This is a genomic window from uncultured Bacteroides sp., assembly GCF_902491285.1.
In the GTDB taxonomy this organism is placed as follows: domain Bacteria; phylum Bacteroidota; class Bacteroidia; order Bacteroidales; family Bacteroidaceae; genus Bacteroides.
The window spans coordinates 34,999-55,212 of the sequence record NZ_CABUHK010000029.1 but is presented as its reverse complement, the minus strand read 5'-3'; the positions used below and the strand labels follow the sequence as shown (position 1 = coordinate 55,212).

Genomic DNA, 20,214 nt, shown 5'->3' with positions numbered 1-20,214 from the left:
TCGTCGCGCCTAAAAAGTAGTATCTAATAGACTATATTTCAATTATTTCAAAGAACTATTTATCCACTTTTACGGGACAGTAATGATAAGTTATATTTAAATAAATGTATTTTGGATACTAAGTACGTCTTGGTGAAATTTGCTATTTTTGTTTTGTGAAATGAACAATTGCCAAATGAAAATAAAATATATCTTTTCCGGACACCATTTATTGGTCCTTTGTTGTTTATTTATTTGCATAGGTGGCATTGGGGCATCTATATCGCTGTCCTCATGTTCTTCCTCAGTGAAGAATCCATTATTATTGTGTGCTGATTCATTAATGGAAGAATATCCTGATAGTGCCTTGTCTGTTTTGGAATCAATTTCTTTTCCACAGGAATTGCCGCGTGCCGACAGGGCGCTTTATGCGCTCTTACTAACGCAGGCAAGGTATAAGAACTATATTACCTTAGAAGATGATTCGTTGATAAAAACGGCTGTTGAATACTATGGAGATAGAAAAAAGAGTGTGCGTGCAGCAAAAGCCCACTATTATTGGGGAGCTACTTATCGGGATAGGGGATATACTTCTTTTGCTGTAGAAGAATATTTGGCGGCAATTCGGTTGATGCCTGTTAAAGATGAGTTTTTAGCGATGATATATGATAATTTGGCGGAATGTTACAAAGAAGACGGATTATATGATGTAGCGATAGAGAATTATCGAGTAGCTTATCAGATATTGAAAGGGAGTAGTGGTCAAACATTTCCGTTGAGAGGCATTGCACATGCATTTTTGATGCAAAATAAGAAAGATAGTGCATTGTGTTATTATCAACAGGCTCTTGATTGTGTATTAGCAGACCAGGACTCTAGTTTTATAGGTGCAATTTATCATGATTTTGCTATGATTTATAATGAGGAGGGAGATTATACTCAGGCAGATGAATATGTATCAAAGGCTATTGAGATAATGGGGGAGGATAAAGCTACTAATGCCTGTTTGTTAAAGGCTGAAATTATGCTTAATTTAAATATGCTAGATTCTGCTAGTTATTTTTATTGTAAGAATATAGATCATCTTGATATTTATGGTCAAGTGGTTTGTTATGATGGGATGTATCAGATAGCAAAGAAAAAGGGTGAGTGGAAGACTGCAACAGAGAATATGGATGTGTATAAGATACTTTATGATTCTATCCAAATCATGACCGATAATGAGGAGCTTAATAAACTTATGGATAAGCATCAGTTAGAGGAACATAAAAGAATGTTGTCAGAGCGTGCTAAAATGCTGGTTGTTGGTTTGGTTATTGCGTTTTTTTTCTTAATGATTATATGTGTTTTTTATTTTATGTGGAATGATAGGAAAAGAAAAAAACGCTATATAGCTTTACAAGATGAATTGACCCAGAAACGAGTTGATAATATGCTTTTGAAAGAGGAATTTTCTGAGTCTAATAAAGAAGCCATTGATAAGAAACGAACAGAATTAACAGAGCAGCAAATTCAATTATGCATATCTATGCTTAAAACTACTGATTGTTATGAGCAATTAGAAGCATTAGAGAAGGCAACTCCTAAGCAATTATTAGAGATGCGTAGCTTGAGAAAAGAAATGCGTTCTGCTATTTCCAATTCGTTTATTGATGTGATGATGAATTTGCAAGGGCGTTGTCCGGCTTTAACAGGTGATGATGTCTTTTATTGTGTCCTTTCATTGCTTTGTTGCTCAAAATCTGTCATAATGGAATTGATGGGAGCTACATCTGATGCACTTAAAACACGTAAAAGCCGTATAAAAAATAAAATGGATACGCAAATTTTTGAACGTGTGTTTGGCGTTGATAATCAGTAGGATATAATAGTGTTGCTTTTACTTGTTTCATTTTTAAATGAAAGGCTGTTACCATTGTTACCACATAAAAATCGTTTTTTCAACTCTATCTGTGTATTTTTGGGGCAAAATTTTAAATACATTTATTATGAAAGCTAAATTCTTACCTTTTTTATTGTTGGCTGTTTTACTGCAGTTGAATATGTTTTCTTATGCAAGAGAGATGAAATCTTTGCGGCAAATTAAGCTAAGTAATACTACTAAGGTGGAGCATCGCTCTATCCCTATCTCCCCTATTGCTTTTGTTGAAAGCCCGATGGTATCCATTGATCTTCTTTCACCTGTTAATACTGTGACAATCATCATAAAGGATGCAGAAACAGAGGAAGTGGTTTATACATCTACTAATTTGAATGTAGAAAAGCTTAATATCAATCTCATCGGTGAGAAAAAAGGTAAGTACGTTTTGGAAATACAACTTCCAACTAATACCTTTACTGGAGAATTTGAATTGGATTAAATATTTGCAATTACATAATAGACCCAAATTATTAACGGTTGAAAGCCCCGCTATTGAATATATAGTGCATTGCTGAAATGGCGATTGGATGTTGACCGAAAGGGGAAAGAATCGGTTGATTTTGACTCGTGGGCTTAATATACCTTACGAAAAGTATTAGTGGTAATTAGGTATATTACACAAAATAAGTTTAAATCACTTATTATGAATTGGCTTGCTGAAGACTGGTTGGGTGTTCGAGCGAACTGGTGATTCGAATAATAAAGTTCATTTAGCAACAATTCGATACGTCTGTTTGTAGATGTGATATCTGTAATAGATGTATTCACTGTGAGAAAGAGTCTTGGACTTCCGAAACAGAAGTCCAAGACTTTTTTTGAGTATATAGACTAGTAAGTATAATAGACGATTAGAGAAAGCTGGTATAACTGTTATCTCTGATTAAGATAAATACGAATAACGGAATTTTTTCGTAATTTTGCGCCTACGATATAATATAACTCCATGGATAGTGTAATGAAGATGAACCAAATAAATTCCGTATGCGTATATAGTGCCTCCAGTACCAAAATAGATCCCGTCTACTTTAGAGCAGCCGAAGAACTCGGTCGTTTGCTTGCCGAACATCGTATCCGCTTGATAAATGGAGCCGGAAGTATTGGCCTGATGTGTTCCGTAGCAGATGCGGTCTTGAAAAATGGTGGCGAAGTGACCGGTGTTATTCCTCATTTTATGGTAGAGCAGAACTGGCATCATACAGGATTGACGGAACTGATAGAAGTAGAATCCATGCACGAACGCAAACAGAAGATGGCAAATCTGAGTGATGGTATCATTGCTTTGCCGGGTGGATGCGGCACACTTGAAGAGCTGCTTGAGATTATTACCTGGAAACAATTGGGGTTATACCTCAATCCTATTATTATTATCAATGTGAACGGATTCTTTGACCCGTTGCTGGAGATGCTTGAAAAGGCTATTGAAGAGAATTTTATGCGCCAGCAGCACGGAGATATATGGAAAGTAGCCCGGACGCCTGAGGAAGCCGTAAAACTCCTTTATGAGACTCCGGTGTGGGATGTTTCCATTCGTAAATTTGCAGCTATATGATAGGCGGTACAATAGGCGTTCAACGAACTGATACTCTGTTGCTTTTCAAACAGGGGCGGTTTGTCTCGGCAAAGGCGGATAGTGATAGCCTGCAATTGGCTGCGACTCATGCCGTGCAGGAAGTTGGTTCAGGTTTTGAGGGAATCCCTATCCCCTACTCTCCCCGTACGGATGATGCGATTTCGTTGACATTATTGGTCTGCTTCTTCCTGTCTTCCATCGCGTTGTCGCGTGGAAAGAAATTTCTGTCTCAACAAGTAAAAGACTTTGTGCTGCATCGTGAACGGGCAAGCATCTTTGATAGCTCCACAGCGGCTGACATGCGTTATCTTCTTGTACTTGTATTGCAGACCTGCGTGTTGGCAGGAATCACATTTTTCAATTATTTTCATGATATCTCTCCTGCCCTGATGAGCCATGTATCCCCTCTCCTTCTGCTGGGAATTTATGTGGGTTTCTGCCTGGCTTATTTCTTACTAAAATGGTTGCTTTATATGTTTTTGGGATGGGTATTCTTTGATAAAAATAGGACAAATATGTGGCTGGAATCTTATTCTGCACTCATATATTATGCCGGATTTGCCCTTTTCCCGTTCGTGCTTTTTCTAGTTTATTTCGACCTAAGTCTTACCAATTTGATTATAATTGGTTCTATAATTCTAATTTTCGCTAAAATATTGATGTTTTATAAGTGGATAAAGCTTTTTTTTCATCAGTTTAGCGAGCTTTTCCTTTTAATTGTGTACTTTTGCGCTCTAGAAATCATACCTTGTCTGCTACTCTACCAGGGTATGATTCAAGTGAACAATATTTTGCTAATAAAATTTTAGGACGTTGAAAATTAAAAAAGTACTAGTGTCGCAGCCTAAGCCTGCGTCAGAGAAATCTCCCTATTACGACATTGCAGAGAAGTATGGCGTAAAAATAGATTTCCGGCCGTTTATCAAGGTTGAAAGTCTTTCGGCGAAAGAATTTCGGCAACAGAAAATTTCGATTCTCGACCACACAGCCGTTATATTCACTTCGCGTCATGCTATCGACCACTTTTTCAGTTTGTGTACAGAACTGCGTGTTGCGATTCCCGAGACAATGAAGTATTTCTGTGTGACGGAAGCAGTGGCATTGTATATTCAGAAGTATGTGCAATACCGCAAGCGTAAAATCTTCTTTGGGGCTACTGGAAAGATTGAAGACCTGATTCCTTCCATCGTGAAGCATAAAACTGAGAAATACCTCGTCCCGATGTCGGACGTACACAATGATGATGTGAAAAACCTGCTCGACAAGAACGGTATTCAGCATACGGAAGCTGTGATGTACCGCACAGTGAGCAACGACTTTACATCAGAAGAAGAATTTGATTATGATATGTTGGTGTTCTTCAGCCCGGCAGGGGTGACTTCTTTGAAGAAGAACTTCCCAGATTTCAATCAGAAAGAGATTAAAATCGGAACTTTCGGCTCTACTACCGCGCAGGCTGTACGTGATGCCGGACTTCGTCTGGATCTTGAAGCGCCTACGGTGCAGGCTCCGTCAATGACGGCAGCACTCGACATGTTTATCAAGGAAAACAATAAATAAGCAGAGTGGGTATATATACTTTGTGCAAAGCCGAAAGGCTGAATAGTAAAATACAGATCGGAAAGATGTTTGAGGGCGGCGTTTCGAAGTCGTTTTCCATCTTTCCGATACGTGTTGTATATATGCCTGTCGAACAAGGCGAGGCTTCGGCTTCCATACTTATCAGCGTGTCGAAACGGCGGTTTAAGCGGGCGGTAAAGCGCAACCGGGTGAAACGTCAGATACGAGAAGCCTACCGGAAAAACAAAGAACTTCTGATAGGTGAGCTGCAGCGTCGGGAAAAGCGTCTGGCTATCGCCTTTATCTATCTGTCGGACGAGCTTATTGCTACTGCCGAATTGGAAGAGAAAATGAAAATAGCGCTTTCGCGCATCTCCGAAAAACTGTCCTCATGAAATCCCGTGGTTCCGGGATATCCGCTATATGGGTATCTGTAAAAGGATTTTTTAGATGGATATTTTCGCTCTTGCTACTTATTCCCATCTATTTTTACCGGATTTGTATTTCGCCGCTGACACCTCCTTCGTGTCGGTTTACACCAACCTGCTCGGCTTATGCAGTCGAAGCGATTAAGAAACACGGCCCTGTGAAAGGGCTGTATCTGACCGTGCGGCGTATCCTGCGATGTCATCCCTGGGGAGGATCCGGCTATGACCCAGTACCTTGAAATTAATAAAATAAAGAATCAGATATGGAAGGCAAGATGATTAATGCTATTTTGGATATCCATGCCCATAAGCAGGAAGCCGGTTCTGAGTGTAAATCCATCATTAACTATTGGTTGTCGGAAGGTTCGTCCTTTCAGGAAGGCTGTTATTATTCTGTCGGCATCCATCCCTGGAAACTGACAGTGGCTAATTTCGACCAACAATTGGATTTTCTTATTGAACGATTACCCGATAAGCGGGTGGTAGCCATAGGAGAGGCGGGATTGGATAGATTGACAGATACTTCGATGGCGCTTCAGACACTGGCATTTGTAATGCAGATACAATTGTCGGAAACATACGGTTTGCCGTTGATAATCCATTGTGTAAAAGCGATGGACCAACTGTTGGCAGCGAAAAAACAGTTTCAACCCAAGCAACCTTGGATATGGCACGGTTTCCGGGGAAAGCCTGAACAGGCGGCGCAGTTGCTGAAACAAGGGTTCTATCTCTCTTTGGGGGAACATTATCCCGATGAAACGATGAAACTGATACCTGACGACCGCTTGTTCCTGGAGACGGATGAGAGTTCGCTTGATATTGAAGAAATTCTATGTCGGGCCGCCGAAGTGCGTGGAGTAGAAGCTGAGGTGCTGCGTGAGACTGTCTGCGGAAATATTCAAAATGTCTTTTTTAAGGCGTAGGAGTTGTAACTTCCGAGAAAGAGTCGTACTTTTGTCGCATACAGGATTGAAATACAATAAAAAAACTAATAATTAAAGAGTAATACGATGAATTTTGTAGAAGAATTGAGATGGCGTGGCATGTTGCAGGACATCATGCCGGGAACGGAAGAGTTGTTAATCAAAGAGCAGGTGACTGCCTATTTGGGTATCGACCCGACTGCCGATTCGCTACACATTGGTCACCTTTGTGGAGTGATGATCCTTCGTCATTTCCAACGCTGCGGTCATAAACCGTTGGCACTGATCGGTGGCGCTACAGGTATGATTGGTGACCCTTCCGGTAAGTCGGCAGAACGCAACCTGCTGGATGAGGAGACATTGCGTCACAATCAGGCATGTATTAAAAAACAACTAGCCAAGTTCCTCGACTTCGAGTCGGATGTACCCAACCGTGCCGAACTGGTGAACAACTACGACTGGATGAAAGAGTTCAGCTTCCTTGATTTTGTTCGCGAAGTAGGTAAGCACATCACTGTGAACTATATGATGGCAAAAGACTCTGTAAAGCGCCGTCTGAATGGCGAGGCGCGTGACGGACTGTCATTTACCGAATTTACTTATCAGTTGCTTCAAGGATACGATTTTCTTCACTTATATGAGACAAAAGGCTGTAAGTTGCAGATGGGTGGTTCTGATCAATGGGGGAACATCACTACCGGTGCCGAATTGATTCGCCGTACCAATGGGGGAGAGGTTTTTGCGCTGACTTGCCCGCTGATAACAAAGGCTGACGGTGGCAAGTTCGGAAAGACAGAATCCGGAAATATCTGGTTGGATCCCCGTTACACTTCTCCATACAAGTTCTATCAGTTCTGGTTGAACGTGAGCGACTCTGATGCCGAACGTTATATCAAGATTTTCACTTCTATCGAAAAAGAGGAAATTGAAGCATTGATTGCCGAACATCAGGCAGCTCCGCACTTGCGTATCCTTCAGAAACGTCTTGCCAGAGAAGTGACAGTGATGGTTCATTCGGAAGAAGATTATAACGCAGCGGTAGATGCATCAAACATTCTGTTTGGTAATGCCACTTCCGACGCTTTGCGTAAATTGGACGAAGATACCTTGCTGGCTGTATTCGAAGGAGTACCTCAATTTGAGATTTCCCGTGATGCATTGGCAGAAGGAGTGAAGGCGGTAGACCTGTTCGTGGATAATGCGGCTGTATTTGCTTCGAAAGGTGAAATGCGTAAGTTGGTTCAAGGCGGTGGCGTTTCGTTGAATAAAGAGAAGCTGGCTGCTTTTGACCAGGTTATAACAACTGCCGACCTGCTCGATGAGAAATATCTGCTTGTTCAACGCGGTAAAAAGAACTATTATTTGCTGATTGCGAAGTAATAATTCACGATTTATTGGGTAGCAAAGTAAAAAAATGAATGAAATATTTGGAGGTTTGCTTGCAAACCTCTATCTTTGCACCGCTTTTTAACAGAAAGCACATAAGTTTGGACTATGGTGTAATGGTAGCACAACAGGTTTTGGTTCTGTTTGTCCAAGTTCGAATCTTGGTAGTCCAACTAAAGAAAAGCCCCGAAAGAGAAATCTTTCGGGGCTTTTCTTTTTTCTCCTATTCTTTATTGCTGCCTGTAAAGCGGCATAATTTCAACTTTATCATCTTGATTTCAGTAATAGTTTATCTGTTGTAAGAAAACTATTACGCACTGTTTGTATATAATATTAACTGTTTTGATGATTGCTTTATTCTTTTGCGAATAAGTCTCTGTTTAGTCAGCAATAATATCTTTACAGTTCTATAATAAACCCGGATACTGTTTTTAATAAATAGTTGGAGGGTTTATTATAAACGGTATCCAAGTTTATTAAAAACTATTTTTTGGAAATTTCGGGATATTATAGGAATAATATAAACAAAACGGGAGAAAATCAGTGCTGATTTTCTCCCGTTGTAGTTCTTCCATATATGGAAATATATGTTCGATAATGTGCTATTATGTCTTGATTTTTATATAACTCATACTGCTTTTCTCTTATTTGGGTTCTTCAAAGATACAAAATAAAAAGGGGAAAGTCAATAGCTGGAGCTATTTAATGGTGAAAGAAGCTTTTAGCTTTGCATTGGAGTCTCCGCCTATCCATAGTTTGTATTCACCTTTTTCCTGTCCCCAAGTCATGTCCTTGCGTGTGAAGGAAAGGTCTTCGGGCGACAGGGTGAATGTGACTTTCCGGCTCTCTCCGGCTTTGATTAGAACCTTCTTAAAGCCTTTGAGCTCCCTTACCGGGCGTGTTACACTACCTTTCATATCGCATACATAAAGCTGGACCACCTCTTCACCGTCTACCTTGCCCGTATTGGTGACGGTCACGCTGAATTGGAGTTTGTCTCCTTCTTCGGCAATGACAGAAGAGGGTTGAATATCCGAGTACTCGAATGTGGCATAGCTCAAGCCATATCCGAAGGGGTAAAGCGGTTCATTCGGGCAGTCGATATAGCGTGACTTGTACTTCTCGCTCGATACGGATTTCAGACCTAGCGGGCGACCCGTATTCTTCATGTTATAGTAGAGGGGGACTTGACCTGTGACTAGCGGGAAAGTCATCGTCAGCTTGCCGGAAGGATTGTAATCACCGCTCACGACTTCTCCTAGTGCCGTTCCTGCCATCGTACCGGGATTCCAGGTGAGCAGGAGAGAGGAGGCCCTGTCCGCCACCTCTTTAAGCTCTACGGGACGGGCTGCCACAAGCAGGACAACAATCGGTTTTCCGGTCGCTTTCAGCTTTTCAAGCAATTGTATCTGCACTTCCGGCAGTTTTAATGAAGTCATGCTTGACGCTTCGCCGCTTTCCTTTTGGGATAGTCCCATCGTGTAGAAAATCACATCCGCTTTTTGCGCCTGGGCTATGGCATCCTTGAAACCGTCGGGTATCTCTTCGTGTATCCGGCAGCCGGGAGCGAAGTAGACATTCTGTTGTCCGTACCTGCTTTCCAAGCCTTCCTGGAAAGTGACGGTACGTTTCGGGTCGGGAGCAAGCACCCATGAACCTAGCATTTCTCGTTTGTGGTTGGCAAAGGGGCCGATAAGGGCAATTTTCTTTCCCTCTTTTACGGGAAGTACGTTATCCTTGTTCTGTAACAATACCATCGATTTCTTAGCCAGTTCTTTGGCTGCGAACAGGTTACTGTCGTTGAACAGCGTATTCTTTTCCTTTTCCTCACTTCCGTAACGATAAGGATTGTCGAACAATCCCAATTTATACTTTATTGTCAGAATCTCGGCACATAACTCGTTGACAGTCTCTTCGCTAACCGCTCCTTCTTTCACCAGCTTCTCGCCGTGGAAAAGATAGAGATTATCCACCATACACATATTCACTCCTGCATTCATGCCCAGACAGGCGGCTTCCTTGTCATTATCGGCGACACCGTGTGCTATCAGCTCTTTTACAGCCGTATAATCCGATACGACGAAACCTTTGAAGCCTAATTCCTTTCTTAACAGGTCACGCATCAGAAAGCTGTTTGCCGTGCAGGGCACACCGTCATATTCGTTGAATGCGCTCATTACGGTGGCGGCTCCGGCATCAATGGCAGCCTTGAAGGGTGGGAGATAGGTGTCCCGCAGTTCCCGTTCGGAGATGTCCACCGTGTGATAATCCCGTCCTGCCTGCGCAGCACCGTAAGCGATAAAATGCTTGGCACAAGAAAGAATGGTATTGTCTTTTGACAAATCCTCCCCCTGATATCCCCGTACCATTGCCGCTGCGATAAGCCCGCCGAGATAAGGGTCTTCGCCCGAACCTTCGGACACACGTCCCCAGCGTGGGTCGCGGCTGATGTCACACATCGGAGAGAACGTCCAGTGCAGCCCGACGGAAGAAGCCTCTTCCGCAGATATCCGTGCGAAGCGCTCTATCTCTTCCAAGTCCCATGAAGCTGAGATGCCTAGGTTGACGGGGAAGATAGTCTTGTATCCGTGGATGACATCACAACCCAATAACAAAGGAATCTTCATGCGGGTGTTTTCCATCGCCAGCTTTTGCAGCCTGTGGGCTTCCGAGGCAGTGAGTGCACCGAACAGATTGCCGCATTTCCCTTCCTTTATCAGTTCCTCGATGTTGTCTACCGAACCCGTAGGCCCTGTTATATTGCCTTTGGTGGGATAGATTATCATTTGTCCCAACTTCTCCCCCAATGTCATCTTTTTCAAGAGAGAATCTACTTTATGGGCGATTATACGGTCGGAGTCATCCGTTGTCGTACGCCGGTTTCCGCACGACGATAGTGTAAGCAGGCTAAAGACAGCTATGTACAAAAAGTTTCGTTTCATGAGTTTTTATCTGTAATATTGAGTTTGTTTCACATTCAGCATATCCGATAATACGGCGGTAGGAATGGGCATGGTATAATTGCGCGGCACTTCCAGCTTGTTGCAAAGAGGAATCAGTGTCCTGAAATTCTCCTGGGTAATCGGGAAATTAGGCTTGTTGATGGCGTTCCACCCGTTTGTATTATTCAGGTGTTGTTCGATGCCGTTGAACTCGTCGTTCACTTTGGCATCCATAGCTGCCATCATATAGCCGGGATTCAGTTTGTCTATGCGCACCAGTTCATAATAGCGGTTGCTCCATTCAAGGGCTATTTCGAGGCGTTTATCCTTCCATATCTGTTCCAGTAGCGCTGTACCCGATGTTGCCGGAGAATCTTCCAGATTCGCCCGTTTCCGCACGAGATTCAGCCATCTGACAGCCAGTCCGTCCTCTCCGGCGTGATATGCGGCTTCCGCTCCTATCAGCAAGACTTCACCCATGCGGAGTAATTTCAGATTACTTCCCCCCAGATTTGTCTGCGGAGTATTGCTCGTACTGACCGGTTTTTCCTGCGCTGCCTTTCTCGAATAGCGGTTCGGCCATCCGGCAGCCAGCAGGTTCTTATTGTTGAATGCCACCCCGTTAATCAAGTCACCGTTTATCTTTCGGAACGGACTGTTGTTGCCCGGATGCGCCATGCCGCTGAGCGGATTGGTAACGCCGAACAGAACCGTTCCGAAATAACGCGCGTCAATAATCTCTCCCGTGCTGTTTTTCTCGTACTGGTTGATGAGGTTCAGCGTAGGGGCAACACGCCCGTATCCATTGTACGACCTCGGTTGTGAAGGCCGCCATCCGGCAAAGCGGGTGTCGCCGTTGGCAGTAGATTCCGTCCCTATCTCGAAAAGGGATTCCGAACAATAATTGCCTGCTCTCCGGAATATTTCCTCAAAATTGCCGTATAGCGGATACTCTTCTTCCATTGCTTTGACAATCTCCACAATCTCCTGATAGCACTTTTCCGCTTTCTCCTGGTCATGGTTGAAGTAGAGTTCGTTGGCGGCTTGGTAGAGCAGGGCTTTTGCCAATAAGCCTTGTGCAGAGCCCAAGTGAGTATGTCCCTGCCAGTTGATGCCGTATAGCTCCGCCCATTCCTGTTTGGTGGGAATGTACTTCACAGCCTGGCGCAAATCTTCCACGATATAATCATAGAGTTGCGTGACGGACTTGTCATTGGTCAGCCTGGCATATTCGGCGGGAGTGATATCCCCCTCTTCGGGCAGGATGACGACCTCTCCGAATGTATTGACCAACATCATATAGAAGAAAGCGCGCACCACCCTGTTTTCGGCAATCAGCCCGTTCTTGTACTTGCTCATAAACTCGTCAAAGTAACTGTCCAGTGCACGGATATTGATATTGGTGCGGTCGATGCCCTTGTAGCTCGCTGTCCATATGTCATTGATGAAATTGGTGGAAGAAGGGGCAATCCCGTAGAAGTTCTGGAACTGGTTGTACATACGGTTGTGCGTCACGTTTCCCGCATCGCTTAGTATAGAGCCTCTTAGCGCATTGTCCGAAGCGATTTCCCCCATGCTGCTGAAAGCGTCCCCTTGTCCTTCGCCTAATGTGAGTATGGCACTGTAAACGGACGAACTCAGCCTGACGGGGTCGTTCAGGGAGACGGAAGGAGTCATGTTGTGTGCCGGTTTATCGAGAAAGTTATCCATGCAAGAGGATAAGAATCCGGCAAGCAGACCTGCTGTGACAGCAGTTATAATGATTCTTTTGTTCTTCATGATGCTTGTTTTTTAAGTTTAGAATGAAAAGGAAGTACCTATTGTGAAAGTACGGTTGTCGGGATAGAGCCCGAAATCATCTATACCGCCCCTGTTGGCGTTGCCGGTGGAGCTGATTTGCGTCTTGTATCCGGTTGCTTTGGTGAACGTGTGCAGGTTGGCTCCCGACAGGAAGATACGTGCGTTGTTCATGCGAATCTTTTTCAGCAGTTTTCTGGGGAAAGCATAAGAGAGCTGCACGTTGGCTATGCTCAGATAGTCTCCGTCTTCAATGAAATAACTGCTGTCGAGGGATGACGCGTCTCCACGGACAAATACGCGCGGCGTGTGATAGGACGTGCCTTCACCGTGCCAGGCATCCAGCATGGCAGTCGTAAAGTTCTGTGCATCCTGACGGTATTGGGTGTGCCGGTTGTAGACCTTGTGCCCCAGTCCGCTGGTAAGGTCTGCCATCAGTGTAAAACCCTTGTAAGAGAACTTCGCGTTGAATCCGAGCTGTACTTTCGGGATATAAGCCCCCAGGTACACATAGTCGTTGGTGTCTATCACCTTGTCACCGTTTACGTCCTCGAATATCAGTTCTCCCACACGTGTTCCGTTGATATGCGGCAGGCTTGCCAACTGTTCGTCATTCTGAAAGACTCCGATAGCGTTGTATCCCCAGAAGCTCCCGATAGGATAGCCTTCCAGTGTCCGGTTGGGGGCATTGCTGATACCGCCGATATTATCATTAATCTTTTTCACGTTGTTTTTCACGGTAGAGCCTGTCAAGGTAAACATACTGTTTACATTCCCCAGTTTGGGGGAATAAGCAACGTTCCATTCCAGTCCTTTGTTGGTCACGGTTCCGATATTGCTTGTCACATTAAACTTTGACGGCTGAATCAGCAACGGCATCATCACTTTCGACGTCTCCTTGTAGAACCAGTCTACCGATACGGAAAAGAGGTTGCGGAAAGCGGCGAAATCAACACCGAGATTGAAAGATTTCATCTCTTCCCAAGACAGGGTGGTGTCGTACATTAATTTCAGCGCGTCAGTCGAATAAATATCATTGTTGGGGCCTGTGACAATGTTTACGCTATTGGCATAAAGTGTCTGTGCATTGCTTACGCCCTTGTCATTGCCCACTACGCCGTAACTCGCCCTGAGTTTCAGCTTGTCCATCCATCGGGCACCTTTCAGGAAATTCTCTTCGGACATTGTCCAACCGAGCCCTAATGACGGGAAGAATCCGTAGCGGTTGTTCTTGGGATAGGAAGAAGAACCGTCCACGCGTCCCGTGGCTATCACGTTATAACGTCCTTTCAGAGTGTAAGTGATACGTCCGAGGTAGGACACATAGCTTTTTTCCGAACCACCGTCGGCGCCGGTCACGGATGTTCCTTGCCCTACATACCATAAGTTACGGTTCTTCCAGGCTTCCCACGGCAGTCCGGTGGCGAACAGGTTGGCATATTGCGTACGGTAATATTGCATGGTGAAGCCGCCCATAACTGTCAGCCGGTGGTCTTTCTTGTGCAGGTTGTAGGTCAGCGTGTTCTCCAGTTGCCATGAGTTGTTGTTGGCGCTGTTGTGAGTCAGCCTTGAAATCTTGTAAGGCGAGTTGGAGTCTTCCACGTTTTCCATGAAAGCCGGAAGGAATATCTTTTCCTCGGTATTGGCGTAAGTCGTGGAGAATGATGTCCTGAACTGCAACGGCTTGATGATATTCCATTCCAGGAAATAGTTACTGTTGAACCTGTTGATTTTCCGGTAGCGGTCGTGTGTGTAGTGCAACAGGGCATACGGGTTGTTGTCTCCTCCGTTGAAGTCGTTCTCACTGTCGCTGTCACTGCTCAGGTTATATACGGGAGCGTCCGGCAACCGCTTTCCGGTCAGGGAGAAAACATTGTTTTCCACTCCGCCTTTGTTGTCGGTGGTAAAGAGCATGTTCACACCGATTTTCAGGTTTTTATAGAGCTGGTAGGAGGCGTTGATTTTTGCGTTCAGGCGCTTGTAGTCGGTGTATTCTATCACCCCTTCCTGGTGCAGATACCCCAGTCCGGCATAGAAATTGGCTTTTTTCGTGCTTCCCGAAACACTGACCTGGTAGTTTCCCGTCAGTGCTGTCCGGTTGGCAAGGTCTTGCCAGTCAGTACCTTTGCCTGCCGTCTGCCATTCGGGGTAAGGAATGGAGTTGGCGGCATCCGCGTTCTGATAGTTGTTGGCCAGATATTCAAGGTTACGTATCTGTTGATACTGGCTTGTATTCGCCAATGGAAGCAAGCGTTCCATTTCGGACAGCGAGAAGTTGACGGACGCGTTCACACGGGTGATTCCCTGTTCGCCGGAGCCTTGCCGGGTAGTGGCAAGGATTACTCCATTGGCTCCCCTCGAACCGTAGATGGCGGTGGCGGAAGCATCTTTCAGCACGGTGATAGAGAGGATATCGCTTGTATTGATGGCATTCAGCTCTTCCAGTGTCATAAACTGTCCGTCCACTACGCAGATAGGTTCCGAGTCGTTGTAAGAGCCTACGCCGCGTATTCTGACAGAAGCCGTCTCACCCGGTTCGGAAGTTCCTAAGACCTGCATTCCGGGGATTTTGCTTCCGATGGCATCGAGCAGGTTCACGGTCGGGACTTCGCTCAGTTCTTTTCCGGAAAGGGTGGAGATGGCTCCGGTCAAGTCCTCTTTCCGTTGCGAGCCGTAGCCGACTACAATCTCTACCTGGTCTAACTGATTGACTGTCGGGTTCATTTGAACACGGAGCCTGCTCCGTCCTTTCAGTTCCACTTCCCGTTTCTCATAACCGATGAATGAGAAGACCAGTGTAGCCCTCGGCCCTGCTTTGAAAGTAAAGCTTCCGTCGATTCCTGAAGTAGCGCCCCGTTGGGTTCCTTTTATCTGAATGGATACTCCGGGGAGCGGTTCCCCCGCTTCGTCCAGTACCACTCCGCTCACTTCGATATTCTGCGCTTGCGACAATCCCGCTATCATAAGCAGGCAAATCGTGAACAGCGTCTTGCACATAAGCTTGACATACATATTGTTTTTCATATCTTTCTGAATTTAAGAGTCATAAAATGATTATTCCATGCAACGCTGAGGCACTTCGTACTGCTGTTGCAGCTTGGCCAGTTCCTTTTTCAGCTTTGCCGTTATTTTCTCCGTACCTTTCTGGCCGTAGATATTATGCATTTCCGTCGGGTCATTCTTTAAGTCGTAGAGTTCCCATACTTTGTCCTGATAGAAGTACATCAGCTTGTAACGCTCTCCCTTCACTCCATAATGCTTGTGCACGCTGTGGAAGCCGGGGAACTCATAGAAATGATAATATAGATACTTTCTCCAGTCCGGTGTCTTTTTGCCTTCCAGCAGTGGCAGGAAAGACACGCCCTGCATCTCCTTCGGGACATCAATGCCGCACATCTCCAGGAAAGTGGGAGCGAAGTCGATGTTCTGTGTCAGTTTCGTGATATGTGTTCCTGCCTTGATTTTCGGGGGGAAACGCATCATCATCGGCATTTTCATGGACTCCTCATACATGAAGCGCTTGTCGAACCATCCATGCTCGCCTACATAGAATCCCTGGTCGCTGCAATATACGATGATGGTGTTGTCGAGCAACCCTTCTTTCTTCAGGTAATCCAGCATTTTGCCTATGCTTTCGTCAAGAGAGGCAATCGTAGCCATGTATTCACGTGCGTAGCGTTGGTATTTCCAGATGGCGAGGTCTTTCCCCTGCGGGTTCTGCTCCCAGAAAGAGTCGTTTTTCGAACGGTAGTTGTCGTTGAACCGCTTCCATTGTTCGGGTGTCATCCGTCGGTTCAGGTGTTTCCACGGGTCGAACCGCAGGGAATCGCTTCCTTTGGCCACGTTCATCTTCAAGTCGTGTCCTTCGTACATGTCGCGATAGATGTTCATCTTCTGCTTCTTGGCGGCTTCGCGTCCTTCATAGTCGTCGAAGTAGTTTTCGGGAACAGGGAAGTCCACATTGTCATATAAGTGATAATGGCGTTCGGCAGGCCACCAGTTACGGTGTACGGCCTTGTGGTTCATCATCATGAAGAAAGGCTTGCTCCGGTCGCGGTGTTCCAGCCAGTCCATTGTTTTCTCGGTGATGATGTCCGTGACGTATCCGTCTACGCGCACCGTGTCGTTTTCGGTGATAAAGTCGGGGTTGTAATATTCACCCTGGTCGTTCAGGATAGTCCAGTAGTCAAATCCGGTAGGTTTCGTGACGAGGTGCCATTTGCCGATGAGGGCAGTCTGGTATCCGTTTGCCTGGAATACTTTCTGCACTAATAGCTGCGAACCGTCGAACTTGTTTCCGTTTCGCATAAAGCCGTTGGCATGGCTGTGTTTTCCGGACATCACGGAAGCGCGGCTGGGGCCCGACAGGGAGTTGCAGCAGTAATTGGCTTCGAAAAGCGCTCCTTCGTTGGCTATCCAGTCGATGTTCGGGGTGGGAGCCAGGCGGGAGAATTCGGAACCATAGGCACTGATGGCTTTCTCGGCATGGTCGTCGGACATGATAAAGAGAATGTTGGGTGCGGACTCCTTGGCTTTATTCTGCGCATGAGTTCCGGTAAGTGGGAGCAGGGGAAGCACTGCTCCTAATAATAGTTTGTTCTTGGCGACTGTTTTCATAAATTGCATTAATTTTTCGTTGTGATGCAAAGAAAAACATTGTTTGGCGAGACATAAAAACAAACAGTGCCATTTGGTTACGTCAGCTCGGATTTTCTTAGGAAAACGGATACTACATCACTACTTCATTCTGCTTTTTATGCTTGTTAAGTAGTTAATAATAAGTAGATTGTGATACGCCGGATTATGAAACGGAAACAACTCCCCGGACACTTAGAAATCAATGAGGAACTGTACCAAATCGACATTCGAATCCAGTTCCATCTTTTTTCTTAAACGATATCTGGCTGTTTCTACTGCACGCACTCCTATATTCAGCATATCCGCCATGTCCTTCGTGCTCATATTCAAGCGCAGCAGGGCGCATAACTTCAGGTCGTTGGGTGTCAGTTCGGGGAAACGCTGCCGGAGATTCCTGAAGAAATGTTCGTGAATCAGGTCGAAGTTCGACAGGAACAGATCCCACTCTTTCCCTTTTGAAGTGGCATTGTCTATCATGTCTATCAGCTTCTGATAGTATTTGTTAGGGTATTGGCTGCCCAGCATCCGTTTGTGGTTCTCTATCTCCTCTTTGATGGCGAGCAGTGTCCTGTTGTTCTCGATGATAGTCATGGTAGATTGCGTCAGCTCCTTGCCTTTGAACAGGATTTCGTCGTTGAGCCTTTTGTTTTCAAGCTCGATGATTTGCTGTTCACGTTCTTTGATGATGTGGCGTTGCTGGCGTAACGTTCTCCGGCGGACACCTGCATAAATAGCCAGAAGAATCACCGCCAGAAGGAAGATGTAGCCGGCATATGCCCACGGGCTCAGATACCATGGCGGCAATATGCTGAACGAGAAAGAAGCGGTAGCCACGGCTGTCCCTTTTTCGTCGATAGCCCTGCATTTCAGGTAGTAGTTGCCTGCCGGAAGCCGCTGGATATTGATGGAAGGCGCATTTTGTTTCTCTTGCCAGTGTTTCTCTATGCCGTTCTCTTCCAGCTTGAACTGAAAATGGATGTTCTCATTATAGGCAGGATATGCCACCTGGACGTCCAAGCTGTTAAAATCGGACGTCAGCCGGCAGACGGTATCTTCCGTGCGGACAGGAAGGCTCTGTTGCTCGTCTTTCAATATATTGTAGGAGATGATATGGTTGAAAATCAATTCCTGGTTGGGGGAAGACGGGGCGGCTTCCGGTTTGTTGGGGATGACTACGAGCACATTCTCCGCACAAAGGATGGAATATTCGGGCGTGACGGGCACGATGCTTTCGAAGTCCTTGTGCATCCGCAGGTTGTAGTTGTCGAACAAGAGTACTTTTTCTATCACCGGAGTGTCGGAAGCCGCCATATTGACCAGTGCGACTCCCGTGTCCGTGATAAACCAATAATAGGTGTTGTCCACCTTTACGATATGCCTGGTGTGGGTGATAAATTCCAAATGAGTGTTCAGGCGGTCGTAAGGAACGATAGAGTCCGAGAGGTCATTGTAGGTATGGAACTGCTTTCCGTCAGTGAATACAATTCTTCCGCCGACGTTGAATACGCCTATCTGCGTGCGGCTTGAATCTCCGATGCAGGAGATAAATTCATTTCCGGTAAATTCAGTCCGGTTCCTGTCCATTTTCAGCTTGTATATACCTTTTCGCGTGTGAGCCACCCAAAGGTTTCCGTTATTGTCGAATTCCATGTATCGCGGGTAGCCGTTGAAGTTGGTGAGCCGTTGGCGGAATAAGTAGTTGCCGGACGGCTCTATGTCGTAGAGATTTATAGAATTGTAACTGCCCAGCAGGAAGCCTTTGCGCTGCTGCGGGTAATGAATCTCCGTTCCTGCCAGTGCCCCGCCGGTGGGATACATTTCGGACAGTTGGTTCTGCCTGTTCAGCAGGTAGGTGGCTTTGCTGTGCCCGATGATAAGCCCTTCGTTGGTTTTCAGTAGTTTCTGTACGAAGCCGCCCGGCAGGTTCACCCGTTCCGGGGAGAAGTTTTGTTCCTGAGACATGAACGTGCCGGCTTTTATCCGCCACAGGCCTTGGTTAGAGGCGATATAGAGATAATCATTCCACAAGGCGACGTCGAAGATAGAGCCGATATTGTTCTCTTTCAGATAGTGGAAGGAGAAAGAGTCGTTGGTAAAGGCAAGTGAGAGCCCTTTTTCCAGTCCAATCCAGATGTTGTTGGATTTGTCCTTGAAGAGGGACAGGACGGTGTTATGCTGTAATTTGGTCTGATAGTCGAGTTTGTAGAGCAGGCTACCTTGCGGGTCGAAACAGAGCAGCCCGTTGCTGCGCGTTCCTGCCAGCAGGTTGCCGTTTCCGGCATAGAGCGCTTCATTGTTTCCGGAGATGTTCGGGGTTTTGTTGATGGTTGCCTGCGGGGTATATTGTCCCTGGTCGTAAATCCAGAATCCCTGGTTTTCCGTTTGGATGAGCAGGCGGTTGCCGTCGTAGGGCAATATGCTACGTACGGGGCTTTGAAGGGGAGAACTGGTGGCGGGCAGTTTGGTAAGGGTGTTCTTCTCCAGCCGGTAAAGTTCGTCCTGGACTACCGCATAGATTTTGTTCTCTACCTTATACAGGCGTTGCATCATGTTCTTTACCGGGTAGAAAGCTACTTTCCTCGATTGGGTATCAAAAGAAAAGTATCCGGCAAAAGATTGGAAATAAATCAGGTTCTCTTCCTGCTCGATGCTCCATATGTCCTTGTTCTTCAATTCCTTGTGACGGAACAAAGAGGAGATGGAAGAGTAGACCAGCCTGCCGTATTCGTTTCTTTCGAAGTAGCCGAATTCTTCATAGCTGCCGATGTAGATACGGTCGTCCGGTGCGATATGCAGGGAACGGATAGTCCGGTTTTCGTTGGTGGTATAGGTCTGCCATGTCTTTCCGTCGTAGCATACCAGGCCGTAGCGGTTGGCAATATAGATAATGCCTTTACTGTCTTGTCCGATGTCCCAGTTCTGACACATCACTTCCTTGTTCGTGAAGTTCTTGACGAAAGGGATGGAAGCTGCCAAAGCGGTAGCTGTGGCAAATAATATGGTAATGAGCGCACAAATGTATTTCATAGTTGCAACATCGTATAGGAAGTTCATTGCAAAAATACAAAAC

14 protein-coding genes and 1 tRNA gene are annotated in these 20,214 nt (G+C 45.6%); 10 read left to right on the top strand and 5 right to left on the bottom strand.

Annotated elements, in window-relative coordinates:
• Positions 1–322 precede the first annotated feature (322 nt).
• From RDN93_RS09870 to RDN93_RS09825, 10 genes are all read left to right on the top strand, one after another.
• Positions 323–1,840, top strand: a complete 1,518-nt coding sequence (locus tag RDN93_RS09870; protein WP_374047393.1) for a tetratricopeptide repeat protein — start codon at positions 323–325, stop codon at positions 1,838–1,840.
• Positions 1,841–1,967: 127 nt separating this feature from the next.
• Complete coding sequence (locus tag RDN93_RS09865; protein ID WP_308745353.1) at positions 1,968–2,339, top strand: DUF3244 domain-containing protein; 372 nt, start codon at positions 1,968–1,970, stop codon at positions 2,337–2,339.
• Between the two features lie 522 nt (positions 2,340–2,861).
• Positions 2,862–3,449: a TIGR00730 family Rossman fold protein gene (locus RDN93_RS09860; protein ID WP_308745357.1), complete on the top strand. Its 588-nt coding sequence runs from the start codon at positions 2,862–2,864 to the stop codon at positions 3,447–3,449.
• Entirely contained in the window at positions 3,446–4,279 is an 834-nt protein-coding gene (locus tag RDN93_RS09855; RefSeq protein WP_308745352.1) for a DUF4271 domain-containing protein, read from the top strand. Before RDN93_RS09860 ends, RDN93_RS09855 begins: the two co-directional genes overlap by 4 nt.
• 4 nt (positions 4,280–4,283) lie before the next feature.
• Positions 4,284–5,030, top strand: a complete 747-nt coding sequence (locus RDN93_RS09850; protein ID WP_308745351.1) for a uroporphyrinogen-III synthase — start codon at positions 4,284–4,286, stop codon at positions 5,028–5,030.
• A 5-nt stretch (positions 5,031–5,035) separates the two neighbouring features.
• Entirely contained in the window at positions 5,036–5,425 is a 390-nt protein-coding gene (rnpA, locus tag RDN93_RS09845) for a ribonuclease P protein component (RefSeq protein WP_308745350.1), read from the top strand.
• On the top strand, positions 5,422–5,697 hold the full coding sequence (gene yidD, locus RDN93_RS09840; RefSeq protein ID WP_308745349.1) for a membrane protein insertion efficiency factor YidD: 276 nt from the start codon (positions 5,422–5,424) through the stop codon (positions 5,695–5,697). Before rnpA ends, yidD begins: the two co-directional genes overlap by 4 nt.
• Before the next feature lie 24 nt (positions 5,698–5,721).
• On the top strand, positions 5,722–6,381 hold the full coding sequence (locus RDN93_RS09835) for a TatD family hydrolase (protein ID WP_308745348.1): 660 nt from the start codon (positions 5,722–5,724) through the stop codon (positions 6,379–6,381).
• 87 nt (positions 6,382–6,468) lie between these two features.
• Positions 6,469–7,761: a tyrosine--tRNA ligase gene (tyrS, locus tag RDN93_RS09830; protein WP_308745347.1), complete on the top strand. Its 1,293-nt coding sequence runs from the start codon at positions 6,469–6,471 to the stop codon at positions 7,759–7,761.
• A 108-nt stretch (positions 7,762–7,869) separates the two neighbouring features.
• A tRNA-Gln gene (locus RDN93_RS09825) sits at positions 7,870–7,940 on the top strand.
• A 525-nt stretch (positions 7,941–8,465) separates the two neighbouring features.
• Here RDN93_RS09825 and bglX read toward each other — a convergent pair.
• From bglX to RDN93_RS09800, 5 genes are all read right to left on the bottom strand, one after another.
• Positions 8,466–10,709 carry a beta-glucosidase BglX gene (gene bglX / locus RDN93_RS09820; protein WP_308745346.1) on the bottom strand — a complete coding sequence of 748 codons (2,244 nt, stop codon included), beginning with the start codon at positions 10,707–10,709 and terminating at the stop codon, positions 8,466–8,468.
• A gap of 6 nt (positions 10,710–10,715) precedes the next feature.
• Entirely contained in the window at positions 10,716–12,488 is a 1,773-nt protein-coding gene (locus tag RDN93_RS09815; RefSeq protein ID WP_308745345.1) for a RagB/SusD family nutrient uptake outer membrane protein, read from the bottom strand.
• Between the two features lie 18 nt (positions 12,489–12,506).
• A complete protein-coding gene (locus RDN93_RS09810; protein WP_308745344.1) occupies positions 12,507–15,530 on the bottom strand; it encodes a TonB-dependent receptor in 3,024 nt (1,007 codons plus the stop codon).
• A 30-nt stretch (positions 15,531–15,560) separates the two neighbouring features.
• Positions 15,561–17,123 (bottom strand): sulfatase, encoded by a 1,563-nt coding sequence (locus RDN93_RS09805; protein WP_308745343.1) that lies wholly within the window; start codon positions 17,121–17,123, stop codon positions 15,561–15,563.
• Positions 17,124–17,336: 213 nt separating this feature from the next.
• Positions 17,337–20,171: a triple tyrosine motif-containing protein gene (locus RDN93_RS09800; RefSeq protein ID WP_308745342.1), complete on the bottom strand. Its 2,835-nt coding sequence runs from the start codon at positions 20,169–20,171 to the stop codon at positions 17,337–17,339.
• Positions 20,172–20,214 lie beyond the last annotated feature (43 nt).